This window comes from Mesorhizobium sp. P3_B5 (genome assembly GCF_056402815.1).
Genome location: NZ_JBFUGR010000012.1, coordinates 66524 through 86418, shown reverse-complemented (window position 1 = coordinate 86418; position 19895 = coordinate 66524). Strand labels below are relative to the sequence as shown.

Here is a 19895-nt window from a genome sequence, read left to right as displayed (position 1 = left end):
TTCCTCCGCGCCTCTCCCCTCAGGGCGAAAGGGCTCGCGTTGACAAGGCTACCCGAAGTACGGTCATCCTTGCCACGGGTAAAGTGCCCAGATGCGTGAAAGGGTTGGTGACCGATGGCGGAGTTGAATCTCGGCATGACCGAGCGGCTGAAGCCGATCCACGCGCGCGTCACGGCGATGGTTCGCGACGAAATCATGCCGCTTGGCGAGGAATTCCTGGCCGAAATCGGCAGGGATGGCGACCGCTGGGTCTACACTGCGCGCCAGACCGAAATCCTCGAAGGGCTGAAGAAGACCGCGAAAGAGCGCGGCCTGTGGAATTTCTGGCTGACCGGCTCGGAGCGCGGCTATGGCCTCTCCACCGTCGAATACGCCTACCTCGCCGAAGAGATGGGCAAGGCGCATCTCGGTGCCGAGACCTTCAACTGCTCGGCGCCTGACACCGGCAATATGGAGGTGCTTGAGCGCTACGGCTCAGTGGACCACAAGAAGGAATGGCTGGAACCGCTGCTCGAGGGCAAGATCCGCTCTGCCTATCTGATGACCGAGCCGGATGTCGCTTCCTCCGATGCCACCAACATCGCCATGCGCTGCGAGCGGCAGGGCGACCACTATGTGCTGAACGGCGAGAAATGGTGGGCATCGGGCGCCGGCGATCCGCGCTGCGCCATCTACATCGTCATGGTCAGGACCGGTGGCGACGGCGAGCCGCAGCACCGTCGCCATTCGATGATCCTGGTGCCTTCCGACGCAAAGGGCGTGACCAAGGTTCGGGCCATGCAGGTCTATGGCGACGACGACGCGCCGCACGGCCATATGCACCTCCGCTTCGACAATGTGCGTGTGCCGGCATCGAACCTGATCCTCGGCGAGGGCAGGGGGTTCGAGATCGCGCAAGGGCGGCTCGGGCCCGGCCGCATCCACCACTGCATGCGCGCCATCGGCCAGGCCGAGATGGCGCTGGAGATGCTGTGCCAGCGCTCCGTCCGCCGCGAAGCCTTCGGCCAGCCTCTGGCCAAGCTCGGGGCCAATTTCGACATCATCGCCGAATGCCGCATGGAGATCGAGATGGCGCGGCTGCTCTGCCTCAAGGCGGCGTGGATGATCGACCAGGGCGATGCGCGGGCTGCCGCGCCCTGGATCAGCCAGATCAAGGTGGTAGCACCCCGCGTCGCGCTCAGGGTCACCGACGAGGCGGTGCAGATGTTCGGCGCGCAAGGCATCAGCCAGGACACGCCGCTGGCGCGTTCATGGACGCATTTGCGCACGCTGCGCCTGGCCGATGGGCCGGACGCCGTGCATCGCCGGCAGGTGGCGCGAACTGAGTTGAAGAAGTACACGCAGGAAAAGGTCTGAGTGACGGCTTAGCCGGCCGCGTTGCGGTGTTCTGGCGGTAACCAAGGAGTACCCCCGATGGCCATCCCCTCCGAGATGAAAGCGTTGCTGTTGGTCGGCGACGGCTACACCAAGACCCCAACCGGCAGTGTGCTGGAAGCGATGGAACCCTATCTCCAGCCGGGCAGCATCGCCGTGCCGACGCCGGGGCCGACACAGGTTCTGATCAAGGTCAGCCTCGCTTCGATCAATCCGTCGGATGTCGCCTTCATCAAGGGTCAATACGGCCAGCCGCGCGCCAAGGGCCAGCCGGCCGGCTTTGAGGGCGTCGGCACCGTCGTCGCCAGTGGTGACGAACCCTATCCCAAGAGTCTGATCGGCAAGCGCGTCGCCTTCGCCACCGGCGTCACCAACTGGGGCTCGTGGGCCGACTACGCCGTTGCCGAGGCGGCTGCGTGCATCCCGCTGCTTGACACGGTCCGCGACGAGGACGGCGCGGCGTTGATCGTCAACCCGCTCACCGCGCTCGCCATGTTCGACATCGTCAAACAGGAAGGCGAAAAAGCCTTCATCATGACCGCCGGCGCCAGCCAGCTCTGCAAGCTGATCATCGGACTAGCGAAAGAAGAAGGCTTCCGGCCGATCGTCACCGTGCGCCGCGACGATCAGATCCCGCTTTTGCAGGAGATCGGTGCGGCCCATGTCCTCAACGAGAAGGCGCCAGATTTCAAGGCGACGCTGCGCGAAGTGGTGAAGACCGAGCAGCCGCGCATCTTCCTCGACGCGGTGACCGGGCCGCTGGCCTCGACCATCTTCGATGTCATGCCGAAGCGCTCGCGCTGGATCGTCTACGGGCGGCTCGATCCCGACACGACAATCATCCGCGAGCCCGGCCAGCTGATTTTCCAGCACAAGCATATCGAGGGCTTCTGGCTGAGCGAATGGATGCGCCAGTTCCGCGACCGCCGCGGTCCGGCGATCCTGGAGGCGCAGAAGCGGTTTTCCGACGGCCGCTGGTCGACCGATGTGACGGCGGTCGTGCCGCTGACTGATGCGATGGCAAAAGTTCCGGCTGAATTGGCCAAGCCCAACGGCAAGGTGTTCATCAAGCCGTAGTCAGCGGGTTGCCTCGTTATCGCAGGCTTTCCAGTTCGCGAATGCGTTTGGCGCCATCGGCCTCGAGCTGTCTGGTGACGGCGCCGATCAGCGTTTCGACAACGACGAAAAGGGCGGCTGAGGAGTCCCAGGCTGACGGCACGGCGGTGCGCCCTGCGATGACATGGCGAGCGAAGCGGGCGATCGGCGACAGCCACTGATCAGTGAACAGCACGATTTGCACGCCGCGCTGGTGCGCCGTTTCGGCAAGACGGACCAGGCTGTCCTGGTAGCGCCGGATGTCGAAGATCACCAGCACGTCGCGCTTGCCCATGTCGATCAGCCGGTCGCGCCAGACGCTTTCCTGTCCGGCGAGGTGGAAGACATTGGGCTGGACGATGGCGAGATGAGCGGCCATGTAGCGCGCCAGCGGATCGGTGAAGCGGCCGCCGATCAGAAATGTCTTGCCGCGCCGGTCGGCAAGCTTGGCGACGATGTCGGCCAGTTGCTTGTCGGACAGGTGCCTGAACGTCTCGCGCATATTGTCGAGTGTTGCTTCCAGCATCGGCGATACCGGGCCGCCGCCCTGCGACTGTGGATTGAGCGTCCGAATAGCCGGCGATTGCAATTGCGCCGCCAGTTCGTTCTGCAGGGCCGACTGGAACTCCGGGTAGTTCTGGAAGCCGAGCCGGGCGACGAAACGCAGGATGGTCGGCGAGGATACGCCGGCCGCAGCCGAGAATTCGGCGACCGTCTTCAGGCCGATCAGCGGATAGTTGGCAATCAGCGTTTGCGCGGCGCGCCGTTCGCTTGCCGGCATCGTGCCGATGCGGTCCGAGATCAGTTCGGCAATGCTGGAAATCATGTTTTCCCCACCCTTGGCCTGGCCGACACTGCTTTCCCGAATTCGCATTTGACAAAGCCGGTCAAACTGTATGAAATCATCCACAGGGACGCAATGAGGCAAAATACGTAACATACGATACAGCGCTCCCCAGGGGACGACAGACAATGGAGACAGCACGGCCCGCCAGCCTTGCATCGTCAAACTCCGTCAGGGTGACGAACCCGGGTGGATCGAGCCCATTCGTGCTGACCTGCGACCACGCCTCCAATTTCCTGCCGGCCGAATTCGGAACGCTCGGCCTTCCAGTCGAAGACCTTTCCCGTCACATCGCCTGGGATCCCGGCGCGCTGCCGGTCGCCCACCGCATGGCCGAGGCGCTCGATGCGACGCTGGTCGAAACGCGTATTTCGCGCCTGGTCATCGACTGCAACCGCCCGCTCGACGCGCCCGACCTGGTGCCGCCGGTCAGCGAAACCACCGCAATACCCGGCAATACTGGTCTCTCGGAAAAGCAGCGCGCCCAGCGCATCGCCTTGTCGTGGCAGCCCTTCCATGACGCGGTCGCAAATATCGTCGACGCAAGGCAGGCGCGCGGTCGGGAAACCCGGCTGGTTTCGGTCCATTCCTTTACCCCGATCTACAAGGGCAAAAACCGGCCCTGGCACATCGGTATCATTCATGACGAGGATCGCCGATTGGCGTCACCGCTGATCGCCGCGCTCAAGCGGCTCGCCGGCGTCACCGTCGGCGTCAACGAGCCTTATTCGCCGGCCGACCGGGTCTATTTCACACTGGAGCGCCATGCGCGCTCGCGCGGCCTTCCCTGCGCGATGATCGAAATCCGCAATGACGAAATCTCCGGCGAGACCGGGCAGCGGAAATGGGCGGATCTGCTCACAGGCATTTTTCTGGATCTGGAGCCCGAGGAGGCCAAGGGCTCTCGAACAAGCGCAGTCAGAAAGTCAGTTCAATCGGCCAGCTAAGAATCAAAAGGGGACACCAAAATGGCAGCACCGGGTCAAATAGACGTCGATACAACGGAGGACGTAAAAATCCTTCATGGCATGGGCTACGCCCAGGAACTATCGCGACGGATGGGAGCATTCCAGAGCTTTGCGATCTCGTTCTCAATCATCTGCATCCTGTCCGGCGGATTTGGATCATTTCCGATCGCGCTTTCGACGGGCGGCCCATTCTCACTGACCATTGGCTGGATCATCGGAAGCGCGTATGCGCTCATCGTTGCAGCCTGCCTTGGCCAGATCGCATCTGCCTACCCGACCGCAGGCAGCCTGTATCACTGGTCGTCAATCCTGGGCGGCCGGTTCTGGGGTTGGGCAACGGCCTATGTCAATCTGCTGGGACTTCTGTTTGTCATCCCGGCAGTGAATGTATTTCTTTACCTCGTCACGCGGGATCTGTTCTTCGGTTCGGTGCTCGGTTGGGACGTTTCCGGCTGGGGAATGGGGACGCAAATCTTATCGGTTGCTGTTATCACCGCAGCGCAAGCCCTGCTGAACCATTTCGGCATCAGGCTAACGACCATACTGACGGATTTCTCCGGCTATCTGATCCTCGGGGTCACCGTCATCCTAATCGTCATGTTTCTGATGGCGGCGCCGAGCTTCGACGTCAGCAAGGCGTTCACCTTCGTAAACAACACCGGAGCCCCTGGTGGCGGCGTTTCCCCGCAAACCGGTCCGTTGATGGCGATCATCATCGGCCTTCTCTATCCGCTGTTCACCATCACCGGCTTTGACGCGTCCGCGCACACGGCGGAAGAAACAGTCAATGCGCGCGAGACGGTGCACAAGGGCATGCTGCATTCGGTGTTCTGGTCAGGTGTGTTTGGTTTTGTGCTGATCCTTGTCATGATCCTGGCAATTCCGGATCTGAATGCTGCTGCCGCGACAGGCTGGAGCTCGTTCAACAACCTGTTCATCGCAGCCATCCTGCCATCCTTCATCGGCAAGCTGATGCTGATCGGCGTCATCATCTCCAACTTCCTCTGCGCATTGGCAGCCGTGACGTCCACGTCGCGGATGATCTATGCGTTTGCACGTGACGGCGGCTTGCCATTCTCGGGCTTGCTGAGCTCGGTTAGCCCGACCTACCGCACTCCGGTGGCGGCCATCTGGTTCTCGGCCGTCATGGCTGTCGTGCTCACCGCGGTGACCACGCCGCTCAACGCTTTTGCCGCTCTCTCCACCGGCTGCGCCATGTATCTCTATATCTCCTACGCCATGCCGATTGTCGCCGGCTTCTTTGCCGAAGGCAAAACCTGGACAACCTTCGGCAGTTTCCGCCTTGGCGGTCTGTCGAAAGTCTTCGCGATCATAGTCATGATCGGCACGGTGCTGGTTACGATTGGCGGTCATGCCTTCGTCGTATCCATTCCCGGTACGCCGGCCGATGCTGCCGCCAATCCGCCTGTCGCGGCCACAAGCTTTGTGCCGGGCCTTTGGTACTATTCGCTTGGCTTTGCGATCATCCTGGCAATTCTTTGGTTCGCCATCGAAAACCGTCGCTTCCAGGGCCCGCCTATCGGTGATGCGGCAATCGCCAAGCGCAAGGCGATCATCGCGGCCGCTGAAAAGGCTGTCGGCGAAACCGCCTAAGCAGCAGGCTGAAGCCGTGGCGGGTTCGCTCGCCACGGTTTTTTGTTCCCTTTCAAAGTGACAAGCCCAAAGCGGCTAGCTGGAGTGCCAAAAGAATGGCCGGAAATTTCTCGTTCGATCAGTTGAAGAAGGCGGTCTCCAGCGGCGAGATCGACACTGTGCTGGCCTGCATCGTCGACCTGCAGGGCCGGCTGGCGGGAAAGCGTTTCCTGGCCCAGTATTTCGTCGATTCCGCCCATGACGAGACGCATGGCTGCAACTATCTGCTGGCAGCCGACATCGATATGGAGCCGGTCCCGGGCTATAAGGCGGCGAGCTGGTCGAAGGGCTATGGCGACTTCGTCATGAAGCCAGACCTGGCGACATTGCGGCGCATTCCATGGCTGGAAAAGACGGCGCTGGTGATTTGCGACGTGCTCGACCACCACACCCATGACGACCTGCCGCATTCACCGCGTGCGATCCTGAGGAAGCAGGTCAAGCGGCTGACGGAGCGCGGCTATATCGGCTATTTCGCCTCCGAGCTCGAATTCTATCTGTTTAACGAGACCTACGATTCCGCCCGCAAGAAGCATTGGCAGGGCCTCGACACGGCCTCGCCCTATATTGGCGACTACCAGATCGGCATCACCACCAAGGAAGAAGGCGTCATGCGCCGGCTTCGCAATGAGATGGATGCGGCCGGCATCCCGATCGAGAACTCCAAGGGCGAATGGGGTCCGGGCCAGGAAGAGATCAATGTGCGCTATGCCGAGGCGCTCGAGATGGCCGACCGCCACGTCATCCTGAAGAACGGCGCCAAGGAAATCGCCGAGTCTGAAGGCAAGGCGATCTCCTTCATGTCGAAGTACAATTACGGGTTGGCCGGCAATTCCAGCCACATCCACAATTCGCTGTGGAGCGCCGACGGCAAGACGGCGCTGTTCTTCGACAAGAAGGCGGACTGGACGCTGTCGACGCTTGGCCAGCAATGGGGAGCAGGTCAGCTCAAATACGCCAAGGAGTTCACCTGGTTCCTGGCGCCCTACATCAATTCCTACAAGCGCTTCCAGGCCGGCACTTTTGCGCCGACCAAGATCATGTGGAGCGAGGACAACCGCACCGCCGGCTTCCGCCTGTGCGGCGAGGGCACCAAGGGCATCCGCATGGAATGCCGCATCGGCGGCGCCGACCTCAATCCCTATCTCGCTTTCGCAGCGCTGATCGCCGCCGGCCTTGCCGGCATCGACGAGAAGCTGGAACTGCAAAAGCCCTTCGTCGGCGATGCCTATCAGGCGTCGCGCCTGCCGGAGATCCCGAAGACGCTGCGCGACGCCACCGAGACGCTGGCGAAATCGAAGATGCTGAAGCAGGCGCTCGGCGAGGACGTGCTCGAACACTATGTCCACACCGCGAAGTGGGAGCAGTTCGAATACGACCGCCGGATTACGGATTGGGAACTGCACCGGGGGTTCGAGCGGTACTAGGCTTGCCTTGAACGCCCTTGCCCTCTCGCCGTGAACAACAGGGGCGCCGACGCCGGAGCTCCATTCTTCTCCCCGTCACTATACGGGGAGAAGGTACCGGCAGGCGGATGAGGGGCAGCGCCAAGTCATATGATTTTCGATTGTTACAAAGTGCGAGGACTTAAAGAATGGCCGAAACGGTCAAGTTAAAATCCCCCATCGATGGTTCGATCTATGCCGAACGGCCAGTCGCCACCGACCAGGCCATCAATGCCGCGGTTGAGCGCGCCAAGGCGGCGCAGGAGAAATGGGCGCTGACACCGGTCGTCGAGCGCGGCAAATATATGCTGGCCATGCTGGAAGCGCTGGTCGCGATGACCGACGAAATCGTGCCGGAGATCGCCTGGCAGATGGGCCGCCCGGTGCGCTATGGCGGCGAGTTCGGTGGGGTCAAGGAACGCACCAACTACATGGTCGAGATCGCCGAAGCCGCTCTCAAGCCGGTTCTGGCCTCCAATCCGAAGGACGGGTTCCGCCGCTATGTGAAGAAGGTGCCGCTCGGCGTGGTCATGGTGATCGCGCCGTGGAACTATCCGTATCTCACCGCCGTCAACACCATCGTGCCGGCATTGATGGCCGGCAGCGCCGTCATCCTTAAGCATGCGGCGCAGACGCTTTTGGTCGGCGAACGCTTCCAGCAGGCTTTCGACAAGGCCGGCCTGCCCAAGGGCCTGTTCCAGAACATCGTGCTTAACCACGCCCAGACCGAAAAGCTGCTCGGCTCAGGCAAGATCGACCATGTCAATTTCACCGGCTCGGTCGGCGGCGGCCGCGCCATCGAAAAGGCGGCGGCCGGCACCTTCATGACGCTCGGCCTCGAGCTTGGCGGCAAGGATCCGGCCTATGTGCTGCCCGACGCCAAGATGGACCATGCCGTTGCCAATCTGGTCGACGGCGCCTTCTTCAATTCCGGCCAGTGCTGCTGCGGCATCGAACGCGTCTATGTCCACGAGAAGGTCTATGACGAGTTCGTCGAAGGCTTCATCGCCGAGACGAAGAACTATGTCGTCGGCAACCCGCTCGATCAGGCAACGACGATGGGGCCCATGGCCCAGGCACGCTTCGCCGATTTGATCCGCGAGCAGAAGGCCGAGGCGCTGCGCAAGGGCGCCAAGGCACACATCAACATGAAGGTGGCCAGCGACCAGGCCGGCTCGCCCTATCTGGCGCCGGAGGTGCTGACGCAAGTCGACCATCAGATGAGCGTCATGCGCGAGGAAAGCTTTGGTCCCATTGTCGGCATCATGAAGGTGCGCAATGACGAGGAGGCTATCGCGCTGATGAACGACAGCCCCTATGGGCTGACGGCCTCGATCTGGACGCGTGATACCGACCATGCGGCGGCGATCGGCGACCGCGTCGAGACCGGCACCGTGTTCATGAACCGCTGCGACTATCTCGATCCGGCGTTGGTCTGGACCGGCGTCAAGGACACCGGCAAGGGGGCGGCACTGTCGGCCATCGGTTACGACAATCTGACCCGGCCGAAGTCGTTCCACCTGCGTGAAACCATCTGATTTTCTGAAAGACAAAAATGTCCAAGCTCATCTCGAAATGGAATTTTCCCACCACCGTCCGCTTCGGCGCGGGACGCATCAAGGAACTGCCGGATGTGCTTGATGCAACCGGCATCAAGCGGCCGCTRTTCGTTACCGATCCGGGGCTGGCGAAATTGCCGGTCGTCGCTTCGACACTGAAGATCCTCGACGACGCCAAGGTGCCCTATGGCGTGTTCTCCGAGGTGAAGCCGAACCCGGTCGATTCCAATCTCACTGCTGGCATCGCCGTGTTCAAGAAGGGCAAGCATGACGGCGTCATCGCTTTCGGTGGCGGCTCGGCGCTCGATCTCGGCAAGCTGATCGCCTTCCAGGCCGGGCAGACGCGGCCAGTGTGGGATTTCGAGGATGTCGGCGACTGGTGGACGCGCGCCGATTCCGATGCGATCGCGCCGATCATCGCCGTGCCGACCACCGCCGGCACAGGGTCCGAGGTCGGCCGCGCCGGTGTCATCACCAATGAGGCGACGCACACCAAGAAGGTGATCTTCCACCCGAAGCTTTTGCCTGCAATCGTCATTGCCGATCCGGAACTGTCGGTCGGCATGCCAAGCTTCATCACCGCGGGCACCGGCATGGACGCGCTCGCCCATTGCCTCGAAGCCTATTGTGCACCGGGCTATCATCCGATGGCCGATGGCATTGCGGTGGAAGGTGTCAGGCTCGTCTTCGAAAACCTGCCGAAGGCCTATGCCAACGGCAAGGATTTGGTCGCCCGCGCCCATATGATGAGTGCGGCTGCCATGGGTGCGGCTGCCTTCCAGAAGGGGCTCGGCGCCATCCATTCGCTGTCGCACCCGATCGGTGCGCTCTACGACACCCATCACGGCATGACCAATGCCGTGTTCATGCCCTATGTGCTGGCTTTCAACCGCGAGGCGATCGACGAGCGCATCGCCCGGCTCGCCGCCTATTGCGGCATCAAGGGCGGGTTCGACGGTTTCGCCAAGGCGGTCATCAAATTGCGCAAAGAGCTGAAGGTGCCGCATGCGTTGCCGGGCCTGATCAAGGGGCTCGATATGGACAAGAAGCGCAAGGGCCTGATCGCCGACATGGCGGTGGTCGACCCGACCGCCGGCGGCAACCCTGTCAAGCTGACCAAGAAGGCGGCGCTGACGCTGCTGGAGAACGCGATCGCCGGTACCGTCTGAGGCGGATTTGGTGCCGGAATATGATTTGGAAAACGAGGGGAAAGGAAAGGGGAAGGGGCGAAAGGCATGCAGAAACTAGTTAGCCGGAAAAATAATCGCGAGGCGATTGCTACCACCGGTTAAAAAGAGTTTACTTTTTCGTACTGCGGGTGCCGGTTTCACAATGCTTTCATCTGGCTGTCACATGAAAACGATACCGCATCGCAGGCGTCCAACGGCGTCAGTTCAATGGAGAGAACACATGTTCAAATTCACGGGGAAAGTGCTTTCCCTTTCGGCCGCGACCCTTTTTGCGTCGTCGGCGATTTCGTCCGCAGCGTCGCTGGACGATCTCGTCAAGGCCGCAAAGGCGGAAGGCCAGCTCACCACCATCGCCCTGCCGCATGACTGGTGCGGCTATGGCGCCGTCATCGACGGCTTCAAGGCGAAATATCCTGAAATCACCATCAACGAACTCAACCCCGATGCCGGCTCCGGCGACGAGGTCGAGGCGATCAAGGCCAACAAGGACAACAAGGGCCCGCAGGCGCCTGACGTCATCGACGTCGGCCTGTCCTTCGGTCCAACCGCCAAGGCTGACGGCCTGATCCAGCCCTACAAAGTGTCGACCTGGGACTCGATCCCCGACTCGGCCAAGGATGCCGACGGTTTCTGGACCGGCGACTACTACGGCGTGCTGTCCTTCCTGGTGAACAAGGACCTCGTCAAGGAAGCGCCGGCCGACTGGGCTGACCTGCTGAAGCCGGAATTCGCCAACACCGTGGCGCTTGCCGGCGACCCGCGCGCCTCGAACCAGGCCATCCAGGCTGTCTATGCCGCCGGCCTTTCCGGCGGCGCCGCCGCTGGCGAACCTGCCGGCACCGCTGGCCTCGACTTCTTCAAGAAGCTCAATGCCGCCGGCAATTTCGTGCCGGTCATCGGTAAGCCGGCGACCCTGGCACAAGGCCAGACGCCGATCCTGGTGACCTGGGATTACAATGCACTTGCCGGCCGCGACACGCTGAAGGGCAATCCGCCCGTCGACGTCGTCGTGCCGAAGACGGGTGTCGTTGCCGGCGTTTACGTGCAGGCGATCAGCGCTTTCGCACCGCATCCGAACGCTGCCAAGCTCTGGCTGGAGTATCTCTACTCCGACGAAGGCCAGATCGGCTGGCTCAAGGGCTATTGCCACCCGATCCGCTTCAACGATCTTGCCAAGAACGGCAAGCTCCCGGCGGACGTGATGGCCAAGCTGCCGCCGGCCGAGGCTTACGCCGCCGCGGTGTTCCCGACGCTGGACGAGCAGGGCAAGGCGAAGGAAGCCGTCACCAAGAACTGGGATGCCGTCGTCGGCGCCAACGTCAAGTAAGGCTTGAAACCAACCGGGCGGCCGCGCGGCCGCCCGGTGTTCCTCGGAGACGGTAGCCGGCGCATGACAGATCTCTCGCTTTCCGATCACGCAGTTGCCGGGAAGACCGCGCCGCCCAGCGAGGCGCGCGCATTGCGACTGCCAACGCAATGGCTCGGCGTCGCGCCATTTTTCATCTTCGCCATCATGTTCCTGATCTTGCCCACGCTCTATCTGATGCTGGGCGCATTCCAGAACGATGCCGGCGAATTCACGTTCGAAAACATAGCGGCACTGGCGCAGCCATCGATCGTCGCCGCCTACTGGATCTCTCTCAAGGTCAGCCTTTCCTCGGCTCTGATCGGCGCTTTCGCAGGTCTTGCCATTGCCATCGCCATCGTGCGCGGCGGCCTGCCGGAGTGGATACGTTCGGCAACCCTGACATTCTCTGGTGTAGCTTCCAATTTTGCCGGCGTACCGCTGGCCTTCGCCTTCCTCGCGACACTCGGACGGCTCGGTCTCGCGACGGTGCTCCTCAACACCGTATTCGGCCTCAACATCTACGCGCACGGCTTTAACATCCTGTCGTTCTGGGGCCTGACGCTGACCTATGTCTATTTCCAGATCCCGCTGATGGTGGTCATCATCACGCCGGCGATCGACGGCTTGAAGAAGGAATGGGGCGAGGCCGCCGCGACGCTCGGCGCCACCCAGGCGCAATACTGGCGCATGGTGGTGATCCCGGTGATCTGGCCGAGCTTTCTCGGCACTGTTATCCTGCTCTTTGCCAATGCATTCGGCGCCATCGCCACGGCCTATGCCCTGACCGGCTCCTCGCTCAACATCGTGCCGATCCTGCTCTATGCGCAGATCCGCGGCGACGTGCTGCACAACGCTCATCTCGGCTATGCAATCGCCTTCGGCATGATTGTCATCACCGGACTGGCCAATGTGTTCTACATCTGGTTCCGGACGCGTTCGGAGAGGTGGCTGAAATGAAGTCCGGCAAATTCTGGGCCTGGGTCGTATTCGCGCTGGGCGCGGCCTATTTCTTCATTCCGCTGATCGCGACGGTGGAATTTTCCATGCGCATGCGGCGTGGCGAGTATTCTTTTGACGCCTACAAAATCGTGCTGGGCGACGCCCATTTCCAGGCGACGTTCGGCTATTCCGTGGTTGCCGCCATCTTCACCATCATCCTCGGTGTGCTGATCGTGGTTCCCGCCGCCTACTGGATTCGACTGCGCCTGCCGCAACTGCGGCCGATCGTCGAGTTCATCACGCTGCTGCCGCTGGTCATTCCGGCCATCGTCATCGTCTTCGGCTATATCAGGATGTACGGTTCGAATTCGCCGCTGCCGTTCCTGGCGACCGACATGGGTACCAATGCCTTGCTGGTCATCGGCTATGCGATGCTGGCACTGCCCTACATGTACCGCGCCGTCGATACCGGCCTTCGCACCATTGACGTCAGGACGCTGACGGAAGCGGCCCAGATCCTGGGCGCCGGTTGGGGCACGATCATTGGTCGAGTGATCCTGCCCAATGTGCTGATCGCGGTGTTATCGGGCGCCTTCCTCACCTTCGCCATCGTCATCGGCGAATTCACCATGGCCAGCCTGCTCAACCGGCCTGCCTTCGGCCCCTATCTGCAGAACGTCGGCGCCAACCGCGCTTATGAGCCGGCGGCGCTTGCCATCATCGCCTTCGCCATTACCTGGGGCTGCATGTCGCTGATTCAGATACTGTCCCGCTTTGCGCCGAGATCCGCGAACCGCCCAAACTGATCGACAAAGTACTGATCGAAAGAAAAAGCCATGGCCGAACCATTCCTCTCCATCCAGCATGTGCGAAAATCCTTCGGCGCCACCACAGTGGTCGAGGATTTCAATCTTGATGTCGAGCCGGGCGAGTTCGTTTCCTTCCTCGGGCCGTCCGGGTGCGGCAAGACCACCGTTCTGCGCATGGTCGCCGGTTTCGAAGAGCCGAGCGCCGGCAAGATTGTCGTTGCAGGCAAGGACATCACGAGGCTGAAGCCAAACCAGCGCAATGTCGGCATGGTGTTCCAGGCCTATGCGCTGTTCCCCAACCTGACGGTGGCGCAGAACATCGGTTTCGGCCTGAAGGTCGCCGGCATGCCCAAGGCGGACATCGATAGACGCGTGGCCGAGATGCTCGACATCATCAAGCTGCCGCAAATGGCCGACCGTTATCCCTACCAGCTCTCCGGCGGCCAGCAGCAGCGCATCGCGCTGGCGCGTGCGATTGCGCCGAAACCGAAGCTGCTTTTGCTCGACGAACCGCTGTCGGCGCTCGACGCCAAGGTGCGCGTGTCGCTGCGCGAGGAAATCCGCTCGATCCAGAAGAAGCTCGACATCACCACCATCTTCGTCACCCATGACCAGGAAGAAGCGCTGTCGATCTCCGACCGCATCGCCGTCATGTATGGCGGCAAGGCCGAGCAGGTCGGCACGCCGTTCGAGATTTACAACCGGCCGGCGACCAAGTTCGTCGCCAACTTCGTCGGCACGCTGAACGTGCTGGAAGGCACTGTCACCGACGCAGCGGCGGGCATGGTGCGCGTCAACAGCGAAGAGGTTCTGCTCAAGGGCAAGCTCAACGGCTCCAAGTCAGGCGACACGCTGTCGCTGGCTTTGCGGCCTGAGGCGATTTCGCTTGGCCGCCAGCCCGGCCGCGATTCCAGCCTGTCCGGTGAAATCTCCGAGGTGCATTTCCTCGGCTCGGTGATCCGGGTTCGTGTCGGCATCGGTGGCAGCACGGTGTCGCTCGACACCTTCAACAGCCCAGCCGCTCCGCCGCCGGCTGTCGGCGAGAAGGCCGAGATATCGTTCTCGTCGAGCGACATGCTGGTGCTGCACTAGTAAGCATCCTCAGGGAACTGAGACGGTCGATTCCAGCAGGTGCAATGAACGGCTACAATACAGCCTGAAAGACCGGCAGCGCCTCCATGACCGAGGCTCATATCCTGGCAACCGAGGCCGGGCATACTGCCGGCTGGCAGGGGCCTGCTGGAAAAATCAACAGCATCTTGCCAAGTCACCCCTGCCAACAATGCCGCTTCGCGGCTACGATAGGTCATGGCTCTTTTCGAACTGACGCTTGTCCTGCTGTTGATCGCCGTCGCGCTGACGGCGCTGTCGCGGCGGCTGGAGATTCCCTATCCTTCCCTGCTGGCTTTGGCTGGGGTTGGGATTGCCTTCGTGCCGGGTGCTCCAACGATCGAGATCGACCCGGAGCTGGCGCTGGCGCTGTTCATCGCGCCGGTGCTTCTGGATGCCGCCTACGACACGTCGTTGCGCGATCTCAACCGCTATCGCCTGCCGCTCGTGGCTCTGGCGCTCGGCGCCGTCATCTTCACCACCGCGATCGTTGCTTTCGTCGGCTGGAAAATGGCCGGGCTGCCGATCGCGGCGGCCATTGCACTCGGCGCCATCGTCGCGCCGCCCGACGCGGTGGCGGCAAGCGCCGTGCTCGGGCAGTTCAAGGTGCCGCACCGCATCACCGCCATTCTGCAGGGCGAGAGCCTGCTCAACGATGCCACCGCGCTCCTGATCTACCGGTTGGCGGTTTCGGCAGCGCTCGGCGCGATCATGCTGAGCAGCGCCATTCCGACGATCCTGTTGTCGACGATCGGCAGCCTGGCCGCGGGGTATCTGCTGGGCCGCTTCTCATTGCTGACGCTCACCCGCATCGAGGATGCGGCGAGCAGCACTGTGATACAGTTCGCCGGGACGTTCGGCGTCTGGATTCTGGCCGACAGGCTGGGACTTTCGGCCATCATCACCATCGTCGTCTATGCCATGACCCTCGCCCGCAGGGCGCCGCGCCGCATGTCGGCAAGGCGGCGCGTCAGCACCTATTCGGTGTGGGAGTCGGCGGTCTTCGTGCTCAATGTGTTGGCCTTCGTGCTGATGGGCCTGCAGGCACGGTCGATCGTCGGCCGGCTTGCCGGGGAAGGACAGGGCGAAGCCTTCGTCTTCGCCGCAACGGTGCTGGGCGTCGTCATCGTGTCACGCCTCGCCTGGGTGTTGAGCTACGGCGTGATCGTCCGATGGTTTGCCCGCTTCGGCAGTGAGGAACAAAGGCGAGACGCGCCGACGGTTCGGGGCGGGCTGCTGGTCGGCTGGTGCGGCATGCGCGGGCTGGTGACGCTGGTGGCCGCCATTGCATTGCCGCCCAACTTCCCGGGCCGCGATCCGATCGTGCTGGCCGCCTTCGCTGTCGTTCTCGGCACACTGGTGCTGCAAGGCATGACGCTGAAGCCGCTGCTGCGCTGGCTCGCCTTCGATCCGGACACGACGATCGACCGCGAAGTGGCGCAGGCGCGTGTCGCCATCATGCAAGCCGCGCTCAACGTGTTGAGCGGCAAGACGTCGAATGCCGCTGCTGCGGTGCGCGAGCAATACACGGCCCAGCGCACGATCGCCGAAAACCCTGAAAACGCGCAGGCGGCGACGGAGTATGACAGGCTGCGCCTCTATGCCATCAACAGCCAGCGCGATGCGCTAGAGGAACTGCGGCGAAACGGGACCATCGGCGACGAAGCCTATCACCGCTTGGAGGAAGAAATCGACTGGACGGAACTGGCGGCCTCGCCGGCAGGACGGTTCCAGCCGCTGACGACGAATTAGGCTGGCCCAAACTCCGTCCATTCCGCTGCACATTGCAAGCAAATCGCCGAACCGCTACGTCAATCCGAAATTGAGCCGGATAAGCAATGAAGCTGGTCAGCTACAACATCCAGTACGGGTTCGGCAGCGACGGCCGCTATGACCTTGCGCGCGCGGCACGCGTCGTTGCCGGCGCCGACATTATCGCGCTGCAGGAAGTGGAGCGACACTGGCAACGGAGCAACGAGGACGACCAGCCGGAGCTGCTTTCCCGCCTGCTACCGGACTACCACTGGGTTTACGGCCCGGCCTTCGACATGGATGCCAGCGAGCGGCGTGACGGCCGCCTCGTCAACCGGCGCCGGCAATTCGGCACCATGATGCTGTCTAGGTTGCCGATCGTCTGGTCGCGCCTGCACACGCTGCCGCTGCGCCGCACACTGCGTCCACTCAACACCCGCAACGCTGGGCTCGAATGCATGATCCGTACGCCGGCCGGTCCGGTGCGGTTTCTCTCATTGCATCTCGCGCATATCGCCGCCGAGGAGCGGCTGGAGCAGATCGACTATCTGCTCGCCGAGCATCGCCGGGCGCGGTCCGACGGCGGCCCATGGAGCGGCGTCGACGACGAACCGGCGCGCAACTGGAGCAATGGCGAAGCGGAGCCGGAAAACCCACTGGCGGCGATCTGGATGGGCGATTTCAACATGGAGCCGGACAGCGCCGAGTATAGGCGCATCGTCGGCAGCACGCCCTATCATCGCGGTGCCGCCTATCTCGACGGGTTCGTCGATGCCGCGGCGGTTGCCAGCGAAGCTCCGGCGGATTTCCACACTCATGTGAAGACCATTGACGGCAGTCTGACAAAGCGCCGGCTCGATCATTGCTTTGTCGGCGGCATGCTTGCCGGGCGCGTGCGCTCGGTCGGCGCCGACATCGGCGAAATCGCCTCGGACCATTTTCCGCTGCGCGTCGACATCGACCTGGAAACGCCACTCGCCATGCAGGGCGGCGGATGAGCCGCCAATGAGCTTGTTCGTCTTCTTCGCCGTGCTTGCCGCCGCCGCCATGCATGCGACCTGGAACGCGCTGGTCAAGGTGCATCTCGACCGCTTCCTGTCGATCACGCTGATGACATTAGGCATGGGATTTGCCGCGCTTTTCGTGTTGCCCTTTGTCGAATTCCCGAAGGCCGAGGTTTGGCCATTCATTCTCGCTTCGGTGGTCTTCCACATGGGCTACCGGACCTTCCTGATCGGCGCCTACAAGGCCGGCGATTTCGCCCAGACCTATCCGCTGGCGCGTGGCACCGCGCCGCTGCTGGCAGCCTTTGGCGGCATGTTCGTCGTTGCCGAGATTCCCGGCCCATTCGCCATAGCCGGGATCCTGCTGCTATCGGCCGGCACGCTGGTGATGTCGTTTCGCGGCGGCGTGCATCTGGAAAGGTTCAACCTGCGCGCTGTCGGTTTTGCGCTCGGCACTTCGATCTTCATCGCCAGCTATACGCTGTCCGACGGCAGCGGCGCGCGGCTGGCTGCCACGGCGCAGAGCTATGCCGCCTGGCTGTTCATCTGCGACGCGACATGGGCGCTTGTTTTGTGCGTCGTCTTCCGCGGACCGCAGTCGCTGCCCGTGCTGGCGCGTGACTGGAAGGCGGGGCTTTTTACCGGCGTGCTCAGCGGTGCGGCCTACTGGATCGTCATGTGGGCAATGACCAAGGCGCCGATCGCCTCGGTGGCGTCGCTGCGCGAAACCTCGATCCTGTTCGCCATGATGATCTCGGTGTTCGCGCTTGGCGAGAAGATGACGGGCTGGCGCGCTGCCGCCGCGTTCAGCATCGTCGCCGGCGTCGTCGCGCTCAGGCTTGGCTGATTTCGAGGTCGAACACCATCAGCCCGTCGGTGCCGCCTTCGAGCGCGGCGACCAGCCGGGCGCCGGCGCGCTGATGCGCTTCATGCACCAGATAGGCGTCGCGAGCGGCGGCATCGCGAAAGTCGATGGTGAAGCCGTGGGTGAAGCCGCGCGCGAAAGGCTCGGGGCTGACATTGGCGCTGAATTCGACCTTGTCCATGCCGTCGATCGCCCAGCGCAGCGCCTCGAGATCGGCGTGGATCGCCGCACGCTCGGCGGCGTCGACGTCGTTGCGGAATCTGGCGAAGACACAATGCCTGATCATTTTTTGCCTCTGGGTTACGCTGCCTGATTGCCCGAGAATACCGCCGGCGGCAACGGCTCACGGCCAAGGATGAGATCGGCGCCCTTTTCACCGACCATGATCGTCGGCGCATTGGTGTTGGAAGACGGCACGCGCGGCATCACCGAGGCGTCGCAGACGCGCAAACCCTCGATACCGCGCAGCCTGAGGTCGGGCGTCACTACCGCCATCTCGTCATGGCCCATGCGGCAGGTGCCTACCGGATGGTGGTCGGTCTTGGCACTGCGGCAGGCATAGTCGAACAACTCGTCATCGCTGGCGAGCGTCGGGCCGGGCAGCACCTCGCGCATCACGTAGGGCTGAAGCGCCTTCTGCCGCATGATCTCGCGCGCCAGCCTGAGGCCCTTGATCGACATCGCGCGGTCGTAAGGGTCGGACCAGTAGTTCGGATCGATCAGCGGGTGATCGGCCGGGTCGCCGCTCTTCAGCCGCACCGTACCGCGCGAGCGCGGTCGCAAGAAGGCCGAGTTCAGTGTCACGCCCGGGTTCCTGAGCTTCTCGACACCGGCCTCGATACCGGAGCCAAGGCCGAGATGGAACTGGATGTCGGGCGACGCGGCGGTCGGGTCGGCGTACCAGAAGCCGCCGGTCTCGAACAGGCTGGAGGCCACCGGCCCCTTCTTCAAAAGCAGATATTGCAGGCCGGCCCATATTGTTCGGTGCAGTTTGGCGTAGTTGTCATAGGTGTGGTCGCCGGTGCATTCAGCGATGACGAACAGATCGAGATGGTCCTGCATGTTGGAGCCGACGCCGGGCAGGTCGTGCACGGGCGTGACGCCAACCGACTTCAGGTGATCGGCCGGCCCGATGCCGGACTGCATCAGCAGCTTCGGCGAGCCGATGGCGCCGGACGAGACGATCACCTCGCGCTCGGCGCGCAGGACTTTTGTCTCGCCGCCCGGCCTGTCCACGATCTCGACGCCCATGGCGCGACCTTTCTCGACGACGATGCGGGTCACCAGCACGTCGGTCCTAACGGTGAGGTTCTTGCGAGCGCGGATCGGCTTGAGATAGGCAACCGAGGCGGAGGAGCGCCGGGCGTCTTTCTGGGTCAGCTGGTAGTAGCCGACACCTTCCTGGGTGGCGCCGTTGAAATCCGGATTGAAGGGAATGCCCATCTCCTGGCCGGCGCGGAAATAGGCCTCGCAGATCGGCAACGGCGAAATCGGGTTCGACACGCCGAGCGGGCCCTGGTCGCCATGGAAATCGTTGGCATAGCGCTGGTTGTTCTCGGCGCGTCTGAAATAGGGCAGCACGTCGCGATAGCCCCAGCCGACGAGCCCTTCTTCCTTCTCCCAGGCATCGTAGTCGCGGGCATTGCCGCGCGTGTAGATCTGGGCGTTGATGGAGGAGCCGCCTCCGACGACCTTGGCCTGCGTGTACCAGAAGATGCGGTCCTTCATGTGCTTCTGCGGCACGGTCGACCAGCCCCAGGAGGCGATGCCCTTGGTCATCTTGGCAAAGCCCGCCGGCATGTGGATGTACGGATGCCAGTCCTTGCCGCCGGCCTCCAACAGCAGCACCGAATTGGCCGGATCCTCGCTCAGCCGGTTGGCCAGAACGCAGCCGGCCGGACCGGCGCCCACGATGATATAGTCGGTCATGACACCATCCA

The 19895-nt window shown here is 62.7% G+C and carries 17 protein-coding genes; 14 read left to right on the top strand and 3 right to left on the bottom strand.

The annotated features are described in order from the left end of the window. Positions 1-114 precede the first annotated feature (114 nt). Both AC1DVW_RS24555 and AC1DVW_RS24550 read left to right on the top strand, forming a co-directional pair. Positions 115-1356: an acyl-CoA dehydrogenase family protein gene (locus tag AC1DVW_RS24555; RefSeq protein WP_477326556.1), complete on the top strand. Its 1242-nt coding sequence runs from the start codon at positions 115-117 to the stop codon at positions 1354-1356. Positions 1357-1413: 57 nt separating this feature from the next. Continuing rightward, on the top strand, positions 1414-2451 hold the full coding sequence (locus AC1DVW_RS24550) for a zinc-binding dehydrogenase (RefSeq protein ID WP_477326554.1): 1038 nt from the start codon (positions 1414-1416) through the stop codon (positions 2449-2451). A 16-nt stretch (positions 2452-2467) separates the two neighbouring features. Here AC1DVW_RS24550 and AC1DVW_RS24545 read toward each other — a convergent pair whose 3' ends face one another. After that, positions 2468-3295: a MurR/RpiR family transcriptional regulator gene (locus AC1DVW_RS24545; RefSeq protein ID WP_477326609.1), complete on the bottom strand. Its 828-nt coding sequence runs from the start codon at positions 3293-3295 to the stop codon at positions 2468-2470. 146 nt (positions 3296-3441) lie between these two features. On the opposite strand from AC1DVW_RS24545, the gene AC1DVW_RS24540 reads away from it, so the two are divergent. The 12 genes from AC1DVW_RS24540 to AC1DVW_RS24485 all read left to right on the top strand — a co-directional run bounded on the left by AC1DVW_RS24540 (position 3442) and on the right by AC1DVW_RS24485 (position 17937). Continuing rightward, positions 3442-4260 (top strand): N-formylglutamate amidohydrolase, encoded by an 819-nt coding sequence (locus AC1DVW_RS24540; RefSeq protein WP_477273308.1) that lies wholly within the window; start codon positions 3442-3444, stop codon positions 4258-4260. Positions 4261-4281: 21 nt separating this feature from the next. Continuing rightward, positions 4282-5895: an amino acid permease gene (locus AC1DVW_RS24535; RefSeq protein WP_477326552.1), complete on the top strand. Its 1614-nt coding sequence runs from the start codon at positions 4282-4284 to the stop codon at positions 5893-5895. Positions 5896-5990: 95 nt separating this feature from the next. Further along, positions 5991-7361 carry a glutamine synthetase family protein gene (locus AC1DVW_RS24530; RefSeq protein ID WP_477248514.1) on the top strand — a complete coding sequence of 457 codons (1371 nt, stop codon included), beginning with the start codon at positions 5991-5993 and terminating at the stop codon, positions 7359-7361. A 167-nt stretch (positions 7362-7528) separates the two neighbouring features. Continuing rightward, complete coding sequence (locus tag AC1DVW_RS24525) at positions 7529-8917, top strand: aldehyde dehydrogenase family protein (protein ID WP_477326550.1); 1389 nt, start codon at positions 7529-7531, stop codon at positions 8915-8917. 17 nt (positions 8918-8934) lie between these two features. Then, positions 8935-10107: an iron-containing alcohol dehydrogenase gene (locus AC1DVW_RS24520; RefSeq protein ID WP_477273303.1), complete on the top strand. Its 1173-nt coding sequence runs from the start codon at positions 8935-8937 to the stop codon at positions 10105-10107. A gap of 241 nt (positions 10108-10348) precedes the next feature. Beyond that, on the top strand, positions 10349-11455 hold the full coding sequence (locus AC1DVW_RS24515; protein WP_477326548.1) for an ABC transporter substrate-binding protein: 1107 nt from the start codon (positions 10349-10351) through the stop codon (positions 11453-11455). Positions 11456-11518: 63 nt separating this feature from the next. Further along, on the top strand, positions 11519-12433 hold the full coding sequence (locus AC1DVW_RS24510; RefSeq protein ID WP_112559240.1) for an ABC transporter permease: 915 nt from the start codon (positions 11519-11521) through the stop codon (positions 12431-12433). Further along, positions 12430-13221, top strand: a complete 792-nt coding sequence (locus AC1DVW_RS24505) for an ABC transporter permease (RefSeq protein ID WP_477248506.1) — start codon at positions 12430-12432, stop codon at positions 13219-13221. Before AC1DVW_RS24510 ends, AC1DVW_RS24505 begins: the two co-directional genes overlap by 4 nt. Before the next feature lie 30 nt (positions 13222-13251). Next, a complete protein-coding gene (locus tag AC1DVW_RS24500; protein ID WP_477326546.1) occupies positions 13252-14316 on the top strand; it encodes an ABC transporter ATP-binding protein in 1065 nt (354 codons plus the stop codon). A 216-nt stretch (positions 14317-14532) separates the two neighbouring features. Next, the gene (locus tag AC1DVW_RS24495) at positions 14533-16086 is read left to right on the top strand and encodes a cation:proton antiporter (RefSeq protein ID WP_477326544.1); all 1554 of its coding nucleotides are present in this window, start codon (positions 14533-14535) and stop codon (positions 16084-16086) included. Positions 16087-16172: 86 nt separating this feature from the next. Continuing rightward, positions 16173-17084 carry an endonuclease/exonuclease/phosphatase family protein gene (locus AC1DVW_RS24490; RefSeq protein ID WP_477326542.1) on the top strand — a complete coding sequence of 304 codons (912 nt, stop codon included), beginning with the start codon at positions 16173-16175 and terminating at the stop codon, positions 17082-17084. A 7-nt stretch (positions 17085-17091) separates the two neighbouring features. Continuing rightward, positions 17092-17937 carry an EamA family transporter gene (locus tag AC1DVW_RS24485; protein ID WP_477326540.1) on the top strand — a complete coding sequence of 282 codons (846 nt, stop codon included), beginning with the start codon at positions 17092-17094 and terminating at the stop codon, positions 17935-17937. On the opposite strand, the gene AC1DVW_RS24480 is transcribed toward AC1DVW_RS24485, so the two are convergent. Continuing rightward, positions 17924-18241 carry a Dabb family protein gene (locus AC1DVW_RS24480; protein WP_477326538.1) on the bottom strand — a complete coding sequence of 106 codons (318 nt, stop codon included), beginning with the start codon at positions 18239-18241 and terminating at the stop codon, positions 17924-17926. The two genes, AC1DVW_RS24485 and AC1DVW_RS24480, sit on opposite strands and share 14 nt — an antisense overlap. A 14-nt stretch (positions 18242-18255) precedes the next feature. Further along, positions 18256-19884, bottom strand: coding sequence for a GMC family oxidoreductase (locus AC1DVW_RS24475; protein WP_477326536.1), 1629 nt, complete (start codon positions 19882-19884; stop codon positions 18256-18258). Positions 19885-19895 lie beyond the last annotated feature (11 nt).